General features: G+C 61.4%; 13 protein-coding genes. 11 read left to right on the forward strand and 2 right to left on the reverse strand.

The features are described from left to right. Nucleotides 1–18: 18 nt before the first annotated feature. The 11 genes from ACM6IV_RS26210 to ACM6IV_RS26260 all read left to right on the forward strand — a co-directional run bounded on the left by ACM6IV_RS26210 (nt 19) and on the right by ACM6IV_RS26260 (nt 14,975). A complete protein-coding gene (locus ACM6IV_RS26210) occupies nt 19–1,662 on the forward strand; it encodes a DUF1302 domain-containing protein (RefSeq protein ID WP_414872263.1) in 1,644 nt (547 codons plus the stop codon). An 8-nt stretch (nt 1,663–1,670) separates the two neighbouring features. Continuing rightward, nucleotides 1,671–4,073 (forward strand): efflux RND transporter permease subunit, encoded by a 2,403-nt coding sequence (locus ACM6IV_RS26215; protein WP_414872264.1) that lies wholly within the window; start codon nt 1,671–1,673, stop codon nt 4,071–4,073. Nucleotides 4,074–4,083: 10 nt separating this feature from the next. Next, nucleotides 4,084–5,028 (forward strand): WD40/YVTN/BNR-like repeat-containing protein, encoded by a 945-nt coding sequence (locus ACM6IV_RS26220; protein WP_414872265.1) that lies wholly within the window; start codon nt 4,084–4,086, stop codon nt 5,026–5,028. A 242-nt stretch (nt 5,029–5,270) separates the two neighbouring features. After that, on the forward strand, nt 5,271–6,554 hold the full coding sequence (locus tag ACM6IV_RS26225; RefSeq protein ID WP_150370571.1) for an acyl-CoA dehydrogenase family protein: 1,284 nt from the start codon (nt 5,271–5,273) through the stop codon (nt 6,552–6,554). Between the two features lie 54 nt (nt 6,555–6,608). Next, the gene (locus tag ACM6IV_RS26230) at nt 6,609–7,742 is read left to right on the forward strand and encodes a saccharopine dehydrogenase family protein (protein WP_122607415.1); all 1,134 of its coding nucleotides are present in this window, start codon (nt 6,609–6,611) and stop codon (nt 7,740–7,742) included. Between the two features lie 10 nt (nt 7,743–7,752). Then, nucleotides 7,753–9,312 (forward strand): AMP-binding protein, encoded by a 1,560-nt coding sequence (locus tag ACM6IV_RS26235; RefSeq protein ID WP_414872266.1) that lies wholly within the window; start codon nt 7,753–7,755, stop codon nt 9,310–9,312. Nucleotides 9,313–9,325: 13 nt separating this feature from the next. Next, nucleotides 9,326–10,564 (forward strand): thiolase family protein, encoded by a 1,239-nt coding sequence (locus tag ACM6IV_RS26240; protein ID WP_414872267.1) that lies wholly within the window; start codon nt 9,326–9,328, stop codon nt 10,562–10,564. Nucleotides 10,565–10,575: 11 nt separating this feature from the next. Further along, nucleotides 10,576–11,943: an NAD(P)/FAD-dependent oxidoreductase gene (locus ACM6IV_RS26245; protein WP_150370568.1), complete on the forward strand. Its 1,368-nt coding sequence runs from the start codon at nt 10,576–10,578 to the stop codon at nt 11,941–11,943. Between the two features lie 191 nt (nt 11,944–12,134). After that, nucleotides 12,135–13,607, forward strand: a complete 1,473-nt coding sequence (locus ACM6IV_RS26250; protein ID WP_414872268.1) for a flavin monoamine oxidase family protein — start codon at nt 12,135–12,137, stop codon at nt 13,605–13,607. Nucleotides 13,608–13,616: 9 nt separating this feature from the next. Beyond that, nucleotides 13,617–14,273, forward strand: coding sequence for a c-type cytochrome (locus ACM6IV_RS26255; protein WP_414872269.1), 657 nt, complete (start codon nt 13,617–13,619; stop codon nt 14,271–14,273). Nucleotides 14,274–14,312: 39 nt separating this feature from the next. After that, entirely contained in the window at nt 14,313–14,975 is a 663-nt protein-coding gene (locus ACM6IV_RS26260; RefSeq protein WP_122607410.1) for a hypothetical protein, read from the forward strand. 88 nt (nt 14,976–15,063) lie between these two features. Here the strand turns inward: ACM6IV_RS26260 and ACM6IV_RS26265 are convergent, their stop codons facing one another. Together ACM6IV_RS26265 and ACM6IV_RS26270 are read right to left on the reverse strand one after the other, a co-directional pair. Beyond that, nucleotides 15,064–15,720: a c-type cytochrome gene (locus ACM6IV_RS26265; RefSeq protein WP_122843982.1), complete on the reverse strand. Its 657-nt coding sequence runs from the start codon at nt 15,718–15,720 to the stop codon at nt 15,064–15,066. Beyond that, on the reverse strand, nt 15,720–17,204 hold the full coding sequence (locus tag ACM6IV_RS26270; protein WP_414872270.1) for a flavin monoamine oxidase family protein: 1,485 nt from the start codon (nt 17,202–17,204) through the stop codon (nt 15,720–15,722). Before ACM6IV_RS26270 ends, ACM6IV_RS26265 begins: the two co-directional genes overlap by 1 nt. Nucleotides 17,205–17,246: the final 42 nt, after the last annotated feature.

Below are 17,246 nucleotides of genomic sequence, written 5' to 3' on the forward strand. Positions count from 1 at the left end.
CGGCTTTCGGGAACAGACATGAAAAAAATAATCAGTAGAACCTCAGGTCTTGTCATCGCGTGTGCAACCCCATTTGCCATGGCGTTCACCTTTGAAACCGAAAACATTCGCGGCTCATTCGACTCCACCGTCGCCGTGGGCATGGGTCTGCGCACCGAATCGCGTGGCTGCAACCTCATTACCAGCAGCCCCGGCGGGCACAATCCACCCAGTGGCTGTCTGGCGCCCAGCGCCGGGATTGGTGATCAGGGCGACTTGAATTACGACCGGGGCGACCTGTTCACCAATTACATAAAAGGCACCCATGAGCTGGTGCTGAAATTTCCCGAGGACTACACGTTCATGGCGCGCGGCAGCTGGATCCGCGACTTTGCCGCGACCGACACCAGCGGCGCGTTGTCGGCGGACCGCCCTGCGGGCGTCCGTAGCGACGGCCTGACGAGCAGCGCCCGCGACGATCTGGAGTTCAAGGCGCGGCTGCTGGATCTGTGGGTGAGCAAGAGCTTTGATGTCGGTGACCAGCGGGTCCGCGCTCGCCTGGGTAATCAGGTGATCAACTGGGGCGAGAGTCTGTTCGCGGCCGGCGGCATCAACAACACCAACGCCTACGATGTCATGGCCTTGTCGCGCCCCGGTACCCAGCTCAAGGAAGCCTTGCTGCCGGCGCCGATGCTCAGCCTCGCGTCGGGGCTTGGCGCCGGGGTGAATATCGAGGCGTACTGGCAGTTCAACTGGAACAAAAGCGAATTGCCGCCAGTGGGCAGCTATTGGTCCACGACCCATGCGCTGGGCGAGGGCAGGGGTGCCTACGGGTACGATGAAAAAGAGGCGCGCAACGGCGGCCAATGGGGCGTGTCGCTGCGCTGGCAGCCTGACAACACCGATCTCAACCTGGGTCTGTACGTGATGCGTTATCACGACAAACTGCCGTCACTGAGCGTGCAGGTGGATCCGCGAACCTTCGCCGTGGCGCCGACCTGGGAATATCCGGAAGACCGCATGATGTACGGCATCAGCGCCAACATGCCGGTCGGCGACTGGGCCTTGGGCACCGAGTTGTCCTACCGCCCCAAAGATGCGGTACCGCTCAACCCGGTCATCGATGCCTGCGCCGCCAACGGCGGCAAATGCTGGAAAGACGCAAAGAAACTGCAGTGGCACCTGACCGGCATCTACAGCATGACGCCGTCCAACTCGCCAACCTTGCTTGAATTCACCGGTGCTAGCACCGGCACCTTGTTGAGCGAACTGGTGGTCGTGAAATACCCCGGCCTGCATAACGACTACGCCGGGGAACCGATCGCCGCGGGCCTCAATACCTGGCAACTGGATCCGGCCATTGCGCCAAGCGCCAAGGGCAACAAAACCTCTTCCGGCATCAGCCTCGATTTGAGCCTGACCTACGACAACACGCTGATTCCCGGCTGGCAGGTCACGCCCGGCGTGTTCTATTCGCGCTCGATCAACGGACGCACCCCGAACCTGTCGGCCACGTTCACCGAAGACGCCAGCAGCATGAACCTGTACCTCAATTTCGTGCGCAATCCGGCGAGCTGGCAGATCTCGGCCAACTACGCAAAGTTCATGGGTGGCAAGACCCCTTACGATCAACTGCTGCGTGATCGCGATTACGTCGGCCTTGTGGTTTCCCGAACCCTGTGAGGCGCGCCGTGAACAGTTCCCTGAACCTCAAGCAAAACCCCGTGCGCGGCGTCCTGCCGCGCATCGAACAATGGCTGTTCTCGCACCGCCTGCTGACGTTGGCGGGTCTGGCGCTGTTCACCCTGGGCATGGCCTGGTTTGCGGTGCAGTTGCGCATGGAAGCCGGGTTTGAAAAGCAGTTACCCATCGGCCACGAATACATCGAAACCTTTGAGACCTATCGCAATGACTTGCTCGGCGCGAACCGGTTAACGGTGGTGGTCAAGGCGCGCCAAGGGACGATCTGGAGTCAGCCAGCGCTCAAGCGTCTTTATGACGTCACCCAGGCGCTGATCTTTCTGCCCAACGTGTCACGCAGCAGCGTGCGTTCGTTGTGGACGCCCAACGCGTTCGTCAATGAAATCACCGAGGAGGGCTTTCGTGCAGACCCGCTGGTACCGGGGACGGTAACCCCGGAAAGTCTCGATGAGGCGAGCATTGCGATGATCGCCAACTCGACGGCGCAGGGCGGTTTTATCGGAACGCTGGTGGCTCGCGACCAGAGCAGCGCGATGATCACGGTCGATCTCAACGAATTCGATGCCAACGGCCAGCGCCTGGATTATGTGGCGTACAACCAGGTGCTGGAGCAGCAGATTCGCCGTCAGTTCGAGGACACGGATTTCGAGATCCAGATCATCGGCTTCGCCAAGCAGATCGGGGACATTGCTGTGGGTGCGTCAGCGGTTCTCGAGTTCTGTCTGCTGGCCTTGTTGCTGACGGCGGCTGCGGTGTACTGGTACTGCCATTCGCTGCGCTTCACCTTGCTGGCGGTGGGGTGTTCGTTGGTGTCGCTGATCTGGCAGTTCGGCGCCTTGCGTCTGCTCGGTTACGGCCTGGATCCGCTGGCGGTGCTGGTGCCGTTTCTGGTGTTTGCCATCGGCGTGTCCCATGGCGTGCAGCAGATCAACTTCATCATTCGCGAGATCGCCTGCGGCAAATCGGTGGAGGGCGCAGCGCGGGCCAGTTTCAGTGGGTTGCTGATTCCCGGCACGCTGGCGTTGGTCACCGCATTTGTATCGTTCGTGACGTTGCTGTTGATCCCGATCCCCATGGTGCGGGAACTGGCAATCACCGCGTCACTGGGGGTCGCGTTTAAGATCGTCACCAATCTGGTGATGCTGCCGGTGGTGGCCTCGATGCTCAGCGTGCAGGACGGTTACGCTGCCGCCGAGGAAGTTTCTCGCCAGCGCCGCGCTCGTTGGTTGCACGGTCTTGCGCGTTTGAGCGAATGGCACAGCGTGCGCTGGGTGCTGGGCATGGCGGTGCTGATCTTTGTCACGGCCGCCTGGCAAAGCCATGATCGAGTCGTCGGTTCCTTGCAGGCCGGCGCCCCGGAACTGCGCGAGGATGCGCGATTCAATAGGGATGCGCTGTCGATCGCCAGCCATTACGACATCGGTCTGGACTGGCTCAGTGTGGTGTTCGAGGTCAAGGTCGAGGGCGGGGCGAACGACTGCGAAAACGTTGCGCTCGGCCAGTATCAGGACCGCTTCGTCTGGGCCATGCAAGGGGTGCCTGGTGTGGTCTCGGTGACCTCGTTTTCCAACAGCCTACGCCAGTTCAACGAGGGTTATAACGAGGGCAATCCGAAAATGAACGCGGTGCCCATCGACCCGACCAACTATTCGTCAATGGCCGCCGAGGTGGCTCGCGTGCCCGGCATGATGCGGCCCGATTGCAGTATGACCGCGGTGCATCTGTTTCTCGCCGATCACAAGGCGACCACCATTCACCGGGTGATCGCCGCGGCCAAGGCGTTCCGCAGCCAGTTCACTCAGCCCGGAGTGAGCGTACGTCTGGCGTCCGGTAATGCCGGCGTGATTGCGGCGATCAACGAAGAGGTGGAACGCAGCGAGCTGCCGATGATGCTTTACGTCTACGGCGCAATCGCGCTGCTGGTGTTTGTCGTTTATCGCGACTGGCGCGCCGTGCTGGTCTGCTGCTTGCCGCTGACCCTGGGCACCTTCATCGGCTACTGGTTCATGAAAGAACTGCAGATCGGCCTGACCATCGCCACCTTGCCGGTCATGGTGCTCGCCGTCGGCATCGGCGTGGATTACGCGTTCTACATCTACAACCGTTTGCAGTTGCATCAGGCCCTCGGCCAGCCGATCACCAAAGCTGTCGAGCACGCGTTGCTGGAGGTCGGCGTCGCCACGATTTTTACCGCCATCACCCTGGCGGTGGGCGTCGCCACCTGGGCGTTTTCCGATCTGAAGTTCCAGGCAGACATGGGCAAGCTGCTGGCTTTCATGTTTCTGGTCAACATGATCATGGCCATGACCGTTCTCCCAGCCTTCGCCGTATGGCTGGAGCGGACATTCCCGCGGCGGCGCCCAGTGCGTCTGATCGGCTCACTGGTGCATTGAGGACATAGCCATGCGAAACCTGATGCCTTTACTGGTTCTGATGTTGCCGACGCTGTTGCAGGCGTCATCCTTGCCGGCGGTTCCGGCGGCCGTGACGGCCAGCGCCACAGCCGCGACGCTGTTGAGCGTTGCCCGCGCCGGGGAGCGAACCGTTGCCGTCGGCGATCACGGTGTGGTGCTGCTGTCGGACGATCACGGCGGGCATTTCCGTCAGGCTGCGTCCGTGCCGTTGTCCACGCCTCTGACCGGGGTGTCCTTCGTCGACGCCCGTCAGGGGTGGGCCGTGGGTCACTGGGGGGCGATTCTGGCCACTACTGACGGCGGCGATACCTGGCAGGTGCAACGCCTGTCCAGCGCGGAAGATCGGCCGCTGTTTGCCGTGCACTTTTTCAATCCGCAGCAAGGGGTGGCGGTGGGGCTATGGTCGCTGGTGCTGACCACCGATGACGGCGGCAAGACCTGGACCGAGCAGCAACTTGAAGCTCCGCCAGGGTCGAAGCGCGCCGATCTGAACCTGATGGGGCTGTTTGCCGATCGAGAAGGGCGCTTGTACGCCACCGCCGAACGCGGCCAGTTATTGCACTCGGACGATCAGGGCAAGCACTGGCGCTACATGGATACCGGTTACAGCGGCACTTTGTGGACGGGGGCGGTGCTGGGCGACGGCTCGCTGCTGGTGGGCGGGCAACGCGGCACGTTGCTGCACGGCTCCGCCGATGGCGCACGCTGGCAGCGCGTACCGCTGCAGAGCAAGAGCTCGGTCACCGCCATCGATGTTTCCGGGCAGACAGTCATTGCGGTAGGGCTCGACGGCTTGCTCGTGCGCAGTGACGACGGTGGTCAAAGTTTCCATGAGCAACCCAGCGGCGACGGGGTTTCGCTCACGGCGACACTGCTGAACGGGGATGGCTCGCCGATCGTGTTTTCCCGTAGAGGCGTCGTTCCTCGGCGCTGATACCCGGGTGGATGTCGGGAGGCGGGCGCCATGCCGGTTTCCCGGCAGTTCAGCTCGATTTTCTCAAACAAACTGCTGATTTCCGGCCGGTTTTCCCGTGCCTGAAGAAGTCTTTGCAAGCTCGAAATAATAAACATAACGTATGTTGCGTTAAATAATTTTGCTTGTTAGAGTCGATGACAAATAACAAGACGCAGCACGTTGCAAGCGCAGCGGTTGCCACTCTCGATGGAGGTACTTCGATGATCTCGCTCAAGTCGACACTCACCCTGCCAGCCGCCGGACTCACCGGTTTCGAAACCCCGCTGACAGAAGAGGAGGCTGCGATTCAGGCCTCCGTGCACCGCTTCGCCAAAGAAGTGTTGCGACCATTGGGTCGCGAGCTGGATCGCATGACCGCCGAAGAGTTGGTTGCCCCCGGCTCGCCTTACTACTCGCTGTTTGCCGAATTCGCCAAACTCGGCCTCGACCCGGCGCTGTTGGCGCAGCTGCCGCCGGACATGGCGGTGCGGATCGAATCGCTGATCGGTGAAGAACTCGGCTGGGGTGATGCCGGGCTGGCGATCTCTTTGGGCTGCGCCGGTTTCCCTCTGCAAATGGCCGTTGCCGCCGGCAATGCCGAGTTGGTCGAACTCTGCCAGGGCCGGATCGGCTGCTGGATGGCCACCCAACCCGACCGTGGCAGCGACAACCAGATCTTCGACATGGCGCGAGACTGGCCAGCGGGCAAGCCCGGCAATATCGGCAACTTGACCGCCAAAGTGGTTGGCGATGAAGTCATCCTCAACGGCCAAAGCTCGGCGTGGGTCTCCAACGGCGTCATCGCCCAAGTGGCACTGGGCTTGATCTGTGCTGATTACGGTGACGGTTTTTACGATGAGAACGGCCGGCCGCACGGGATTGCGCTGATTATTCCGCTCGATCTCAAGGGCGTGTCCAAGGGCAAGCCGCTGGACAAGATCGGCCAGCGCTCCTTGCCCCAAGGCGAAATCTACTTCGACAGCGTACGAGTGCCCCGGCGCTTTGCTATTGCCGAGCGCGACAACTACTACGGCGCCGTCAGTTCTTCCTGGTCGTTCGCCGGCACCCACATGGGGCAGGTGTTCACCGGCGTCGCACGTGCCGCCTTCGAAATGGCCCTGCAGTACTGCCATGAACGCCGCCAGGGCGGGCATCCGTTGATCGACCACCAGATGACCCGACTGCGTTTGGGCGACATGTTGCGTCGGGTCGAAACGGCCCGTGCGGTCGCCCGCCGTTCGCTGAGCTTCGCGCGCCTTTCACCGCAAACCCATCCGTACGCTACCGCCTCCGCCAAGGTCACGGTGACCGAAGAGGCAATGGCTGTTGTGCAGGAAGCTTTCCGTCTGTTCGGCGGCAATGGCACCACCCGTGAATACCCGATCGAAAAACTCTTGCGTGACACCCAGTCGTCATTGATCGAGGACGGCGAAAACCGCGTCCTGACCATGCGCCTGGGGCTGCTTGCCCAGCAGCTGTACGCCGAAGGTTGGGCCAACAACTGATTCTGCATTCACCCGACATCACTCATCCAAAAACAACAAATGAGGTAAATCCCGATGGCCAAATATCCTGTCGTTGTCTACGGCGCCAGTGGTTACACCGGCATGCTGATCATGGACTGGTTGATCGACCAGCACATCCCGTTCACCGCCGTTGCACGCAACGCCGCGCGGGCTCAGGAAATGATGGCGCAACGCGTCGTCGGTCTGGAGTCGGCCACTTACGAAATCATTGAATGCGCCCACGAGGTCGACGCGCTGGTTTCGGTGTTTAAAGGTGCGCGCGTGGTGTGCAACACAGTCGGCCCGTTCATCAATTTTGGCCTGACTGCCGTGGAAGCGGCCTTGAAAGCTGGCTGCCATTATCTGGATCCGGCCGGTGAGCAGGCGCACATCCGGGCCTTGCGCGACCAGTTCGGTGAGCTGTATCGCCAGGCCGGGCTGCTGCTGTCGCCATCGTTGGCGTACATGTACACCTACGCCGAAATCGCCGCCGAACTGGCCCTGGAAACGCCGGGTGTCGATTCGCTGGAAACCGCGACCCTGACCCGTGGCCCGCGCACCGGTGCTGCCGGGGTGACTGTCGGTTCTACGGCGACCATTTTCGAAGGCGTGCGTTACCCCGGTGCCTACCTGTGGGAGAAGGAACTGGTGCCTTATGCACCGAACGCCAGCTTCAACGTGGTCTGCCCCGATCTACTGGAAGCGGTGTTCTGCCTGCCTTGGGGCGGCACCTCGCTGCCGGTGTTCTTCGAAGATGATGGCCGCGTGCGAAGCTGCATGTCCTGTGTCGGCTTCTACGACAACCCGGTGATGAAAATGGTCCACGGCCTGGGCGAGAAGTGGGAAGCCGAATACAAGCACCTGCCCAAGGAACAGCAGGACGCGGTGATTCAGAGCCTCGTGCAATCGACCACCCCGAGCATGCCACCGCGTGAGCGCAGCACCCTGCAACGCACCGTCGACTTCGCGATCGGCCGCGGTCAACTGACAGCAGTGCGTGCCACCGTGCATGGCATCACGCCGTACATCGCCACCGGCGCCTTGCACGCCGCTGCCGTGGTCAAGCTGTTGAATAACGACACCGCCAGGACCGGTTTCGCCTCGTCCTCGAAAGCCTTCGGTCATCGCTACCTGCTGGGCTTCCTTGAACAGCGTGGCCTGGCCCGCGCAACCGTTACTCAACTGTGAAGTGACCGACATGGCGATTATCGATTTCTTCGACCGTGGCTGGCGGATCAATCCGCACGGCGCGGCGTACATCCAGGACGATCGGGTGTTCACCTTCACCGAAGTCCGCCATCTGTCCTGCCGGATCGCCAACGCATTGCTGGCGGCCGGTTTGCCGAGCGGCACCAAGGGTGCGGTCTGGTCGGCCAACGACGCGGTGGCCTGGACCTGCACCCTGGGACTCTGGCGCGCCAACCTGTGCTGGATTCCCGTCGGCGCACGCAACAGCGCCGAAGAGAACCGGCACGTGCTCGATGCCTTCGACTGCGAGGTGCTGTTTTTTCAGCGAGAGTTCGCGCCGATCATCGACGCCTTGCGTCCGAGCCTGCCGAAAATCCATTTGTGGATCTGCATCGACGAGCACCTGCCGGGCGCACCTTCGCTCAAATCCTGGATTGAGGATCAGCCGGTCACGGCACCGAAGGTCGAGTATCAACTGGACGATGTCGTGGCACTCTCGCCAACCGGCGGCACCACCGGGCTGCCCAAGGGGGTGATGAACACTCATCGCAGCATCCAGACGTTCTGCGCGCACTTCATGATCAATTTCCCTTACGGGGATGACCATCCGCCAGTCAACCTGGCGGCGGCGCCGATGACCCACACCGCTGGCACGCTGTCGCTGCCGTGCACCTCGCGCAGCGGCACGGTGGTGATCATTACCAAACCGGATCCGGCGCTGATGCTGGCAATGATCCCGAAGTACAAGGTCACCGAAACCTTTTTGCCGCCGACCGTGATCTATCGACTGCTGGATGTGCCGGATCTGGCGCAGAAGGTAGATTTCAGCTCGCTGAAGTATTTCCTGTACGGCGCGGCGCCGATGTCGGTGGACAAACTCAAGCAAGCCATCGAGACCTTCGGCCCGGTGATGGCCGGCGGTTACGGCCAGACTGAAGCCCCGGCCTCGATCTCCAACCTGCCGCCCGCCGAGCATTTGCACGGTGGACGTCTGGCATCGGACGAACGCCTGTCTTCGGTGGGCCGGCCCAATCCGCTGGTGCGCGTGGAAATCCTTAACGACGCCGGGGACATCCTCGGTCAGGGGCAAACCGGCGAAATCTGTGTACGCGGCGATCTGGTGATGAAGGGGTATTACAAGGACCCGCAGAAAACCGCAGAAACCATCATCGATGGCTGGCTGCACACCGGCGACATCGGCCACGTTGATGCGCACGGCTACCTGCACATTACCGACCGCAAGAAAGACATGATCATCTCCGGCGGATTCAACGTTTATCCCAGTGAAGTCGAGCAAGTGCTGTGGAGTCATCCGGCGGTGCAGGACTGCGCGGTCATCGGTGTGCCGGATGAGCAATGGGGCGAGGGCGTGAAAGCCGTGGTCGAGTTGAGCGCCGGGCATACCGTCACCGCCGAGGAGTTGATCGAGCTGTGCAAGAGCCGGCTCGGCTCGGTCAAGTCGCCGAAAACCGTGGATTTCATTGATGCATTGCCGCGCAGCCCGGTCGGCAAGGTGCTGAAGAAAGATCTGCGCGCCCATTACTGGCAAAACGTTGAGCGGCGTATCTGAGGGGAATGATCTGATGGAACCTATTTACATCGCCGGCATTGCCATGACCCAGTTCGGACGCCACCTCGACCGCAGTCTCCAGGATCTGGCGCTGGAAGCCTTGCAGGGCGCACTCGCCGACTCCGGCGCCTTGCGCGCTGATATCGGTGCGGTGTTCTACGCCGGCATCACCAACGGTCATCTGCAAGGACAACTGTCTATTCCCGGGCAGGTGCTGTGCAGCAAGATCGGCCTCGAAGGGGTGCCGGTGTACAACGTCGAAAACGCCTGCGCCTCGGGCAGTACTGCGGTTCATCTGGCAGTGCAGAGCTTGCGCTCGGGGGCTACCGATGTGGCCCTGGCGTTGGGCGCGGAGAAAATGAACGTGCCGGACAAGACGCGGGCGCTGGCCCTGTTCGAAACCGGTTGGGATGTTTCCACCGCCGAGGAAAACTACGCGACTCTGGTGAAAATGGGCGAGGGCATCGTGGTGCCGCCGGGCTCGGAATCCGATCGTCCGTACAGCAAGTTCATGGCCATCTATGCCGCGATGTGTCGCTGGCACATGAAGACCTACGGCACCACTCAACGACAGATTGCGGCGGTATGCGCCAAGAACCATCAACACTCGGTGCACAACCCGTATTCCCAATTTCGCAAGACCTTCACCATCGAAGAAGTGCTCGCCGCGCCGCCGATCACCTATCCGATCACGCTGCCGATGTGTGCGCCGTTATCCGACGGCGCGGCCGCCGCGATTCTCTGTACCGAGGCGGGACTGAAACGCATCGGTGCCGACCCGAAACGTTGTGTGCGGATCGCCGCCAGCGTGATCCGCAGCTTCAGCCTGCGCGGGCTCGACGAGCCGCACAAGCACGTCAGCCTATTGGCAGCGCGTGAAGCCTACGAAATCGCCGGCCTCGGCCCGCAGGACATGCACGTGGCCGAAGTGCACGACGCCTCGGCCATGGGCGAAATCATCCAGGCGGAAAACCTCGGGCTTGCGCCGCTGGGGGAGGGTGGGGTGTGTGCCGAACGCGGCGATTTCACCTTGGGTGGCCGCCTGCCGATCAATCCCTCTGGTGGCCTGGAATCCAAGGGCCACCCGCTGGGTGCGACGGGGATCGGCCAGTTGTACGAGCTGACCACGCAGTTGCGCGGGGAGGCCGGTGCACGCCAGGTACCCGGTGCGCGGCTTGCCATCCAGGAAAACGGTGGCGGTCTGCAAGGTGTCGAGGAAGCCGCCGTCGCTATTCACATCCTGAGTCGATAGGAGCACATCACATGTCCATGACTTACCAATCACGAGAGCTGGAAAGCCACTTCGCCGGCGGGCATTTTCGTCGGCTGGGTGGCTGGGTCGAAACCCCGGCGGATCTGCAACCCGAGCTCGAGGGCGATGTCAGCGCGGACGTCATCGTGATCGGTGCCGGTTTCGCCGGGCTGTCCACCGCCCTGGAACTGACGGCGTTGGGGGCCAAGGTTGTGGTGCTGGAGCAGGCGTTTGCCGGTTTCGGCGCCAGCGGGCGGAACGCCGGCTATCTGGGTGGCAGCATCGGCATTGAGTTCGAGCTGTTCTTGAAACGTGTCGGCAAGGAAAAAGCGCAAAACATCGTCAGGTTCTATGACGAAGCTGTCGCCTACGTCGAAGGTCGATTGCGCGAACTGGGGATCGACTGCGACTACAACGCCTCGGGCATCATCAGGGCGGGCATCCATCCGTCGCAGGAGAAAAGGCTGCGCAAAAGTATGGCCGTGGGCCACGAATTGGGTTCGCTAACCGAGTTTCTGGATCAGGCACAAATGCGCGCGCGGGGGATTCCACCGGCCTTTCTGTTTGGCTGCCTGCAACGCCACGGCGGTACCCTGGACCCTGGCAAATACGTGATGGGCCTGCGCCGCGCTGCACTCCAGGCGGGGGTAAGGCTGTATGAAAACACCACGCTTGAGTCGTTCTCCGACGGGCCGACGATCACCTGCCGGACGCCACGCGGGCGGGCGAGCGCGCCAATAGTAGTGCTGGCCACCAATGCCTATACGCCGCAGCTCGGACTTCTGCGCGACAAAGTCGTACCGTTTCGGGTGTCGGCGGTCGAAACCGAGCCATTGACACCACAGCAGTTGGCATCGCTGGGCTGGGCAGGGCGGGAAGGGTTGACCACGCCGCACCTGGTGATGGAAAGCCATCGCCTGACCGCACGCAATACGCTGCTGATGACCACCAAACGGCTGGGTTATGCCTACGGCTCGAAAACCCCGAACATTCCTGATGAGGTGACCTACCGAGCGTTGCAAGACAACCTGGGCGTGCGTTTCCCGACGTTGCGCGGTGTCGGCATTCAAGCGTGCTGGAGTGGTTACGTCAGCATGGCCTACGACGCGTTGCCGGTGGTGGGCGAAACCGGGTCGCACCACAACATTCTCTACACCGCGGGTTGCTCCGGACACGGCGTCGCCTCGCAGTCGCTGATCGGCCATCTGCTGGCGGAAAGAATCGGCGGTATCGAGCATCCGCTGCTCGGCGCGCTGCGGCATAAAACCCCGAAAACCCTGCCCGAACCGCTGCAGTGGTGCGCCATGAATGTGGCGCTGGGGGGAGCACATCTGCTGGACGAATACACCAACCGCAAAGTTGCGCGCCCTCATGCCTGACGGTTGAGGCTTATAGAACCAACACGCTGATTTTCCGTGGTGACGCTGACCTTGAAGTCCTGGGGCCGGCAGGCATTCGCCTGCAGAAAGACAAACGAATGTTTGCGTTTTCGTCGCCACTTTTTTACTGCCACACCCACGCTCGGCCACGGGCGTTCAATCCAACAATAACGTGATGTGAGGCATCGAACATGAGCACTGACGCCCCTCCCGATCTGAAGCGAAGACAATTGCTCAAACTGGCCGGTGCCACCGCCGCCGTGGGATCGATCGGTTTGAACCTTGGCCTGGCCAATGCCGCCGATGCGCTGCAAAAAGACAGTCCGGACGATGTGTTTGATGTGGTGATCATCGGTGCCGGCCTGGCTGGTTTGACCGCCGCCCGTGATCTGCATCTGGCAGGTTGTGAGTCACTGCTGGTGCTTGAAGCGCGTGATCGTGTCGGCGGCCGCACCCTCAATCATGACTTGGGTTCCGGCTATATCTCCGAAGCCGGCGGTCAGTGGATCGGCCCCGGACAAACCGCCGTAGCGGATCTGGCCCGTGAGCTTGAGGTCGGCACCTTTCCCAGTTTCTATGACGGGGAAACCGTGATCCTCGGGGGCGATGGACGTGTCGCCGTAGATTTGAAAGGCACCTTCGGTACCGACGAAAGAGTCTCGGCAAAACTCAGCGAGCTGTCGCGTGATGTGCCGTGCGGTGCGCCATGGAAATCCCCCAGGGTGACCGAACTGGACAAGCTCTCGGCGGGCGACTGGCTCGCTCAGCAAAACATCAAGCCGGAAGACCGCGCAGGGTGGAATGCCAGCTTCCTCCTGACCTGCGGTGTCACGCCGGCGAAGATGGGCTTCTTGCACTTTCTGTCGATGATCAATTCGGCCGGCAGCGAATACATGCGGCTCGACTCGATCAAGGACAGCGCGCAAGGCACGCGGATCGTCGGCGGTTCACAGGTTCTCAGCAGCAAAATGGCGCAATTGCTGGGCGACAAGGTTCGCTTGTCGTGCCCGGTGCGCAAAATTGCTGACTGGAACCGCGACATCGTCAGACTGCAAACGGATCAGGGCGAGATCCGCGCGCGCCGGGTGATCATGGCGATTCATCCCGCGCTTTGCCAATGCCTGCAATTCGATCCACCGCTGCCCGAAGCTCGCGCCGCCCTGCAACGGGCCTGGCCAGCGCACTCGCCGGCACGCAAGACCGCAATGGTTTACCCGCGGCCTTTCTGGCGCGACAAGGGTTTGAACGGTCACATCATTCAGGTCGGCGGGCCAGTCATCTGGGCTTACGACAACTCACCGCCAAACGGCGAAATCGGCGTGATCAACGCATTCATTCTGAATTCCGCAGCCCCCACCGACCCCGAAGCCGCGAAGCGTGTGCAGACCGAAATCTATGCACGCGCCCTGGGGGATGCAGCGCTTGAGCCGGTTTCCTACCACGATCACGACTGGGCGCATTTCGACCCGTGGACCATCACATGCGTGTCGCCGATTCCCCCTGGTTTCTGGTCGACACATGGCGAGGCACTGCGTCCGCCGTGCGGCAACCTGTTCTGGTCGGGCACCGAAACCGCTGACATCTGGGCAGGTTACATGGACGGCGCCGTGCGCGCCGGACGCCACAGCGCCTTGCAGGTGCTCAACGCGTTACGTCGGGCATAGGAGGCGGCAATGAAAAAAATCATAGCGCTTGGCGTCATCGCGGTCATTACGGTGCTGGTGGCGGTTTTCGGCCGTGATCTGCTCGACCTGTATCGGCTGCAGACTTACATCACGACCTCCACGGAGGCCTATCAGGCCGACCGCGGAAACTGGCCACACCTGACCGATGCCTGCACCGGTTGCCATGGCAGCCACGGTAACTCGCTGAACCCGACGTATCCGAGCCTGGCCGGGCAACCCGCCGCGTATCTGTCTGCCCAGTTGCGCAACTTCGCGAGCGGGCAACGGCTTGCGCCCAACATGGGGCCGCTGGCGATGACCCTCAGCCCGGATGAAGTTGATCTGCTGGCGAAGTTCTACGCCCGGCAATCGGTCGTTGCTCATGCGGCTGTCAGCCCTGACGACGGGCTGAAGGATCAGGGCAAACAACTGGTGAAAACCCGAGGTTGCACCGCCTGTCATGGTGCCGAGCTGATGGGCCACGACGCCTTCCCGCGCCTGGCTGCACAAGGCCAGGACTACCTTTTGGCCCAGCTCAACGCTTTTGCCAGCGGCGAGCGCATTGAGCCCACTGGCGCGATGCAAGCCATGGCAGCGGCGCTGTCAGCGCAGGAGCGCCAGGCGATTGCGGCTTACCTGGCTGCACTGGTTCCTCAATCCCGCTAACCCATCAAATTTTCTGTCAGCTGTACCGAGGCTATCGTTATGGAACCGAGAAATATTGTGCTGTGCCTTGCCTGTTTCTTGCTGCTTGCCAATGGTCTGACCTTTGGCATCAGGTTTCTGAAGAAGAGAAACCTGCTACTGGCTCTGGAGTGGTTTGTGGTTGCCTTTTCCGCGACAAACTTCTTGATCTTCTTCCTGACAGGATCGGAGCATGCGTACCTGATTTCATACTTCTGCGACGCGTTCTCCAGAGCCTTCGGGATTCCACTGATTACCGTGCTCGGGCTGATGGCGGTAACGCATGCGTACAAGCCCTCCGTGAGCAAGGAGCTCATGATGTTTGCCGGCGCTCTGTTGGGCACGCTCGCGTTGATCTCTACCAAGGTCCTGGTCACGCTCCTGCCGTATTTCTACGTGCTGATGTGGGTGATGTTTTCGGTCTACCTGGTATATTTCGCGGTACGCCTGGCAAATGCCGGAGAGTCATTGCATGCGATCGGTGTGATGTTTGGCATGCTCGCCTCACTGACCATTGCCTGCATCTACGACTTCTACAAGATCCCCGGCGACGACAGCAATGTGCTGCTCAACTTCTACGTGCTTGCACTGACGACCTGGGCTTATCTGCTGGTGCACCTGTATTACGCGTATTGCGCGCTGGAGCGCGCGAAGGGCGCAATGACAGTTCTGCAAACGCGCTGAGGGGGAATTGAAGTGCTCGAAGCCGCCGTTCTGGCGGCTTTTTTGCGGGATGCGGAGTAGGGCGGTGGGCATCCTTGCCCGGGCAGGATCAAGGCTTCAGCTTGGCCAGATAATGCGCCACGGCCTTGATGTCCTCGTCGGACAGGGTGCCCGCCATGGCATTCATGGCCTGCGTCGGATCGGTGCGTTGGCCACGTTTGTAAGCGCTCAGTTGATCGCTCAGATAAAGCTGCCCTTGTCCGGCGATACGCGGAGCCAGGGGGCCGCCAGAGAGTTTTTCGCCGTGGCAGGCTGCACAACCATTGGCGGCGACCACACGCTGACCGCGCTGGTCCAGTGCATCATCCTTCGCCGGGACTTCAGTCACGCCTGGTTGCTGTTCGGCAAAATAACTGGCCAGGCGCTTGATCTGCTCGTCGGTCAGATTGGCCGCCAGCGGCTGCATCTGGGCATTGTGGCGACGCCCTTCGGAAAACGCGCGCAACTGGCTTTCGATGTACGCCGCGGGCTGCCCTGCAAGCGCTACGTATTGAGCGTCGCGGGGTTGACCGTTGGCGCCATGGCAAAGTGCGCAGGTGTCCTGCAACTGTGGCCACGCTCCGCCATTGGCCTGGTATGTAGCGTCGCGCTGATCCACGGCCTGCATGAAACGATAGCCCGCCCACAGTTCCGGCCCGTAAATCGCTATTGATCCGGCCAACGCTGCGCTCACGGTGATGGCTCCAAACACCATAGTCCGCTTCATCAGGCGTTCCTCCGTGTTTGAAGCAACGCCTGCAGCGCTTCCATTGCCGCGCGATGTCCAGCGCGGACCGCACCGTCCATTGCCCCGGCCCAGATCTCCGCAGTTTCGGTACCCGACCAGATCAGGCGACCGACCGCCGGCGTCAGGTACTCGCCCCATTGCGTCCAGAAACCGGGGGGCATGGGGGAAATACAACTCAAACTCCACGGGTCGATCTTGCCCCAGTCCAGATCATGAAACTGAATCGGGTGCAGGGCTTGTTCGCCCATGGCGCTGGCGTAAATCGCCGACAGGGTGTCCTGCGCCGTTTTCGGGTCATGGGGTAATTGGCCGGTCCTGACGAAGCCGCTGAGCACACCCAGGCTGCCGTCCGCGGGGGAGTTGTCAAAGGCCCAGATCAGCGGACCGTCCACTGGCACAATCTGCCCGTTGAGGTCTTGGTCGCGCCAGAACGGGCGCTCATAGACGTGCACGGTCTTGCGCATCGGTGCATGGGCCGGCCAATGCCGCTGCAGCTCGGCACGCCCGGATGGCAGGGGCGGATCAAAGACGATCTGATTGCACAGCGCCGGACTCAGCGCAGCAATTACCTGCCGCGTGCGGATGATGCCCTGATCGGTGTGCAACTCGACGACATCACGTTCCCAACCGACAATCTTGCGCACCGGGCACGCCAACCGGACTTTATCTCCCAGCGCCTGAGCCATCTTCAAACTGAGAATTTGCGAGCCGCCAGCCAGGCGAGATTCCTGCGCACCGCCCTGGACCCCTTCGAGCTTTTCAAGGCGGCAGTCCGACGAGTTGATCATCGCCAGGTAATGCAGGAGTCCCATGCCGGCCGGCGTGGTACCGAAGGTGAGGCTCACGGACATGTTGAAGCCGATCTTGTCGACGTTGCTGATGCCTTGTCCGGCCAGCCACTGGCCAATCGACAGTTTGTCCAGCTCAGCCGCGTCCTTGGCTTCCCACGGCGCTTTGCTGGGGACGCCTTCGGCGAGCTTGTTCAGTTTTGCGACGACTTCTGTATTGGAATTCGGCCCGTCGCTGAGATCTTCCTGGATGTTGACCTCGTCGATCAGATACACCGCCTTGCCCTTGTAGTAGGTGGGGAAGGTGGCGACATCGAGCTGTCTGGCCAGGTCGGCGATCGACGTTTGCCCCGGGCCGATCCATTGGCCACCGGCCTCGGAAATCACGCCATTGCCCAGATCATGGTTAAGCGTGCGACCACCGACGCGGTCGCGTGCTTCAAGCACGGCAAACGACTCGCAGCCAGCGGCCTGGAGGTCCCTGGCGGAGGTGAGCCCGGAAAGCCCGGCGCCAATGATCACCACATCCAGTATCGAGGTATCTACAGCTTCGGTTTGCGCCATCGCACGACCGGTGACACCGAGTCCTCCGGCGAGGGCTGCGCCTCCGATCGCTTGCAATAACAATCGTCGCTGTCGTGATTGCGTCGACAGTTCATCGAGATCCGCATTCATCTTCACCTCCGTCTTTTATTTATAATCACAGATGTTATGCGA

The sequence above is a fragment of the Pseudomonas sp. IT-347P genome (genome assembly GCF_949768005.1).
Taxonomy (GTDB): domain Bacteria; phylum Pseudomonadota; class Gammaproteobacteria; order Pseudomonadales; family Pseudomonadaceae; genus Aquipseudomonas.

Coding starts and splice junctions, on each gene's coding strand:
- ACM6IV_RS26255 (WP_414872269.1), top strand. CDS start 13,617: ATGAAAAAAATCATAGCGCTTGGCGTCATCGCGGTCATTACGGTGCTG.
- ACM6IV_RS26230 (WP_122607415.1), top strand. CDS start 6,609: ATGGCCAAATATCCTGTCGTTGTCTACGGCGCCAGTGGTTACACCGGC.
- ACM6IV_RS26220 (WP_414872265.1), top strand. CDS start 4,084: ATGCGAAACCTGATGCCTTTACTGGTTCTGATGTTGCCGACGCTGTTG.
- ACM6IV_RS26270 (WP_414872270.1), bottom strand. CDS start 17,204: ATGAATGCGGATCTCGATGAACTGTCGACGCAATCACGACAGCGACGA.
- ACM6IV_RS26260 (WP_122607410.1), top strand. CDS start 14,313: ATGGAACCGAGAAATATTGTGCTGTGCCTTGCCTGTTTCTTGCTGCTT.
- ACM6IV_RS26265 (WP_122843982.1), bottom strand. CDS start 15,720: ATGAAGCGGACTATGGTGTTTGGAGCCATCACCGTGAGCGCAGCGTTG.
- ACM6IV_RS26225 (WP_150370571.1), top strand. CDS start 5,271: ATGATCTCGCTCAAGTCGACACTCACCCTGCCAGCCGCCGGACTCACC.
- ACM6IV_RS26245 (WP_150370568.1), top strand. CDS start 10,576: ATGTCCATGACTTACCAATCACGAGAGCTGGAAAGCCACTTCGCCGGC.
- ACM6IV_RS26210 (WP_414872263.1), top strand. CDS start 19: ATGAAAAAAATAATCAGTAGAACCTCAGGTCTTGTCATCGCGTGTGCA.
- ACM6IV_RS26250 (WP_414872268.1), top strand. CDS start 12,135: ATGAGCACTGACGCCCCTCCCGATCTGAAGCGAAGACAATTGCTCAAA.
- ACM6IV_RS26235 (WP_414872266.1), top strand. CDS start 7,753: ATGGCGATTATCGATTTCTTCGACCGTGGCTGGCGGATCAATCCGCAC.
- ACM6IV_RS26240 (WP_414872267.1), top strand. CDS start 9,326: ATGGAACCTATTTACATCGCCGGCATTGCCATGACCCAGTTCGGACGC.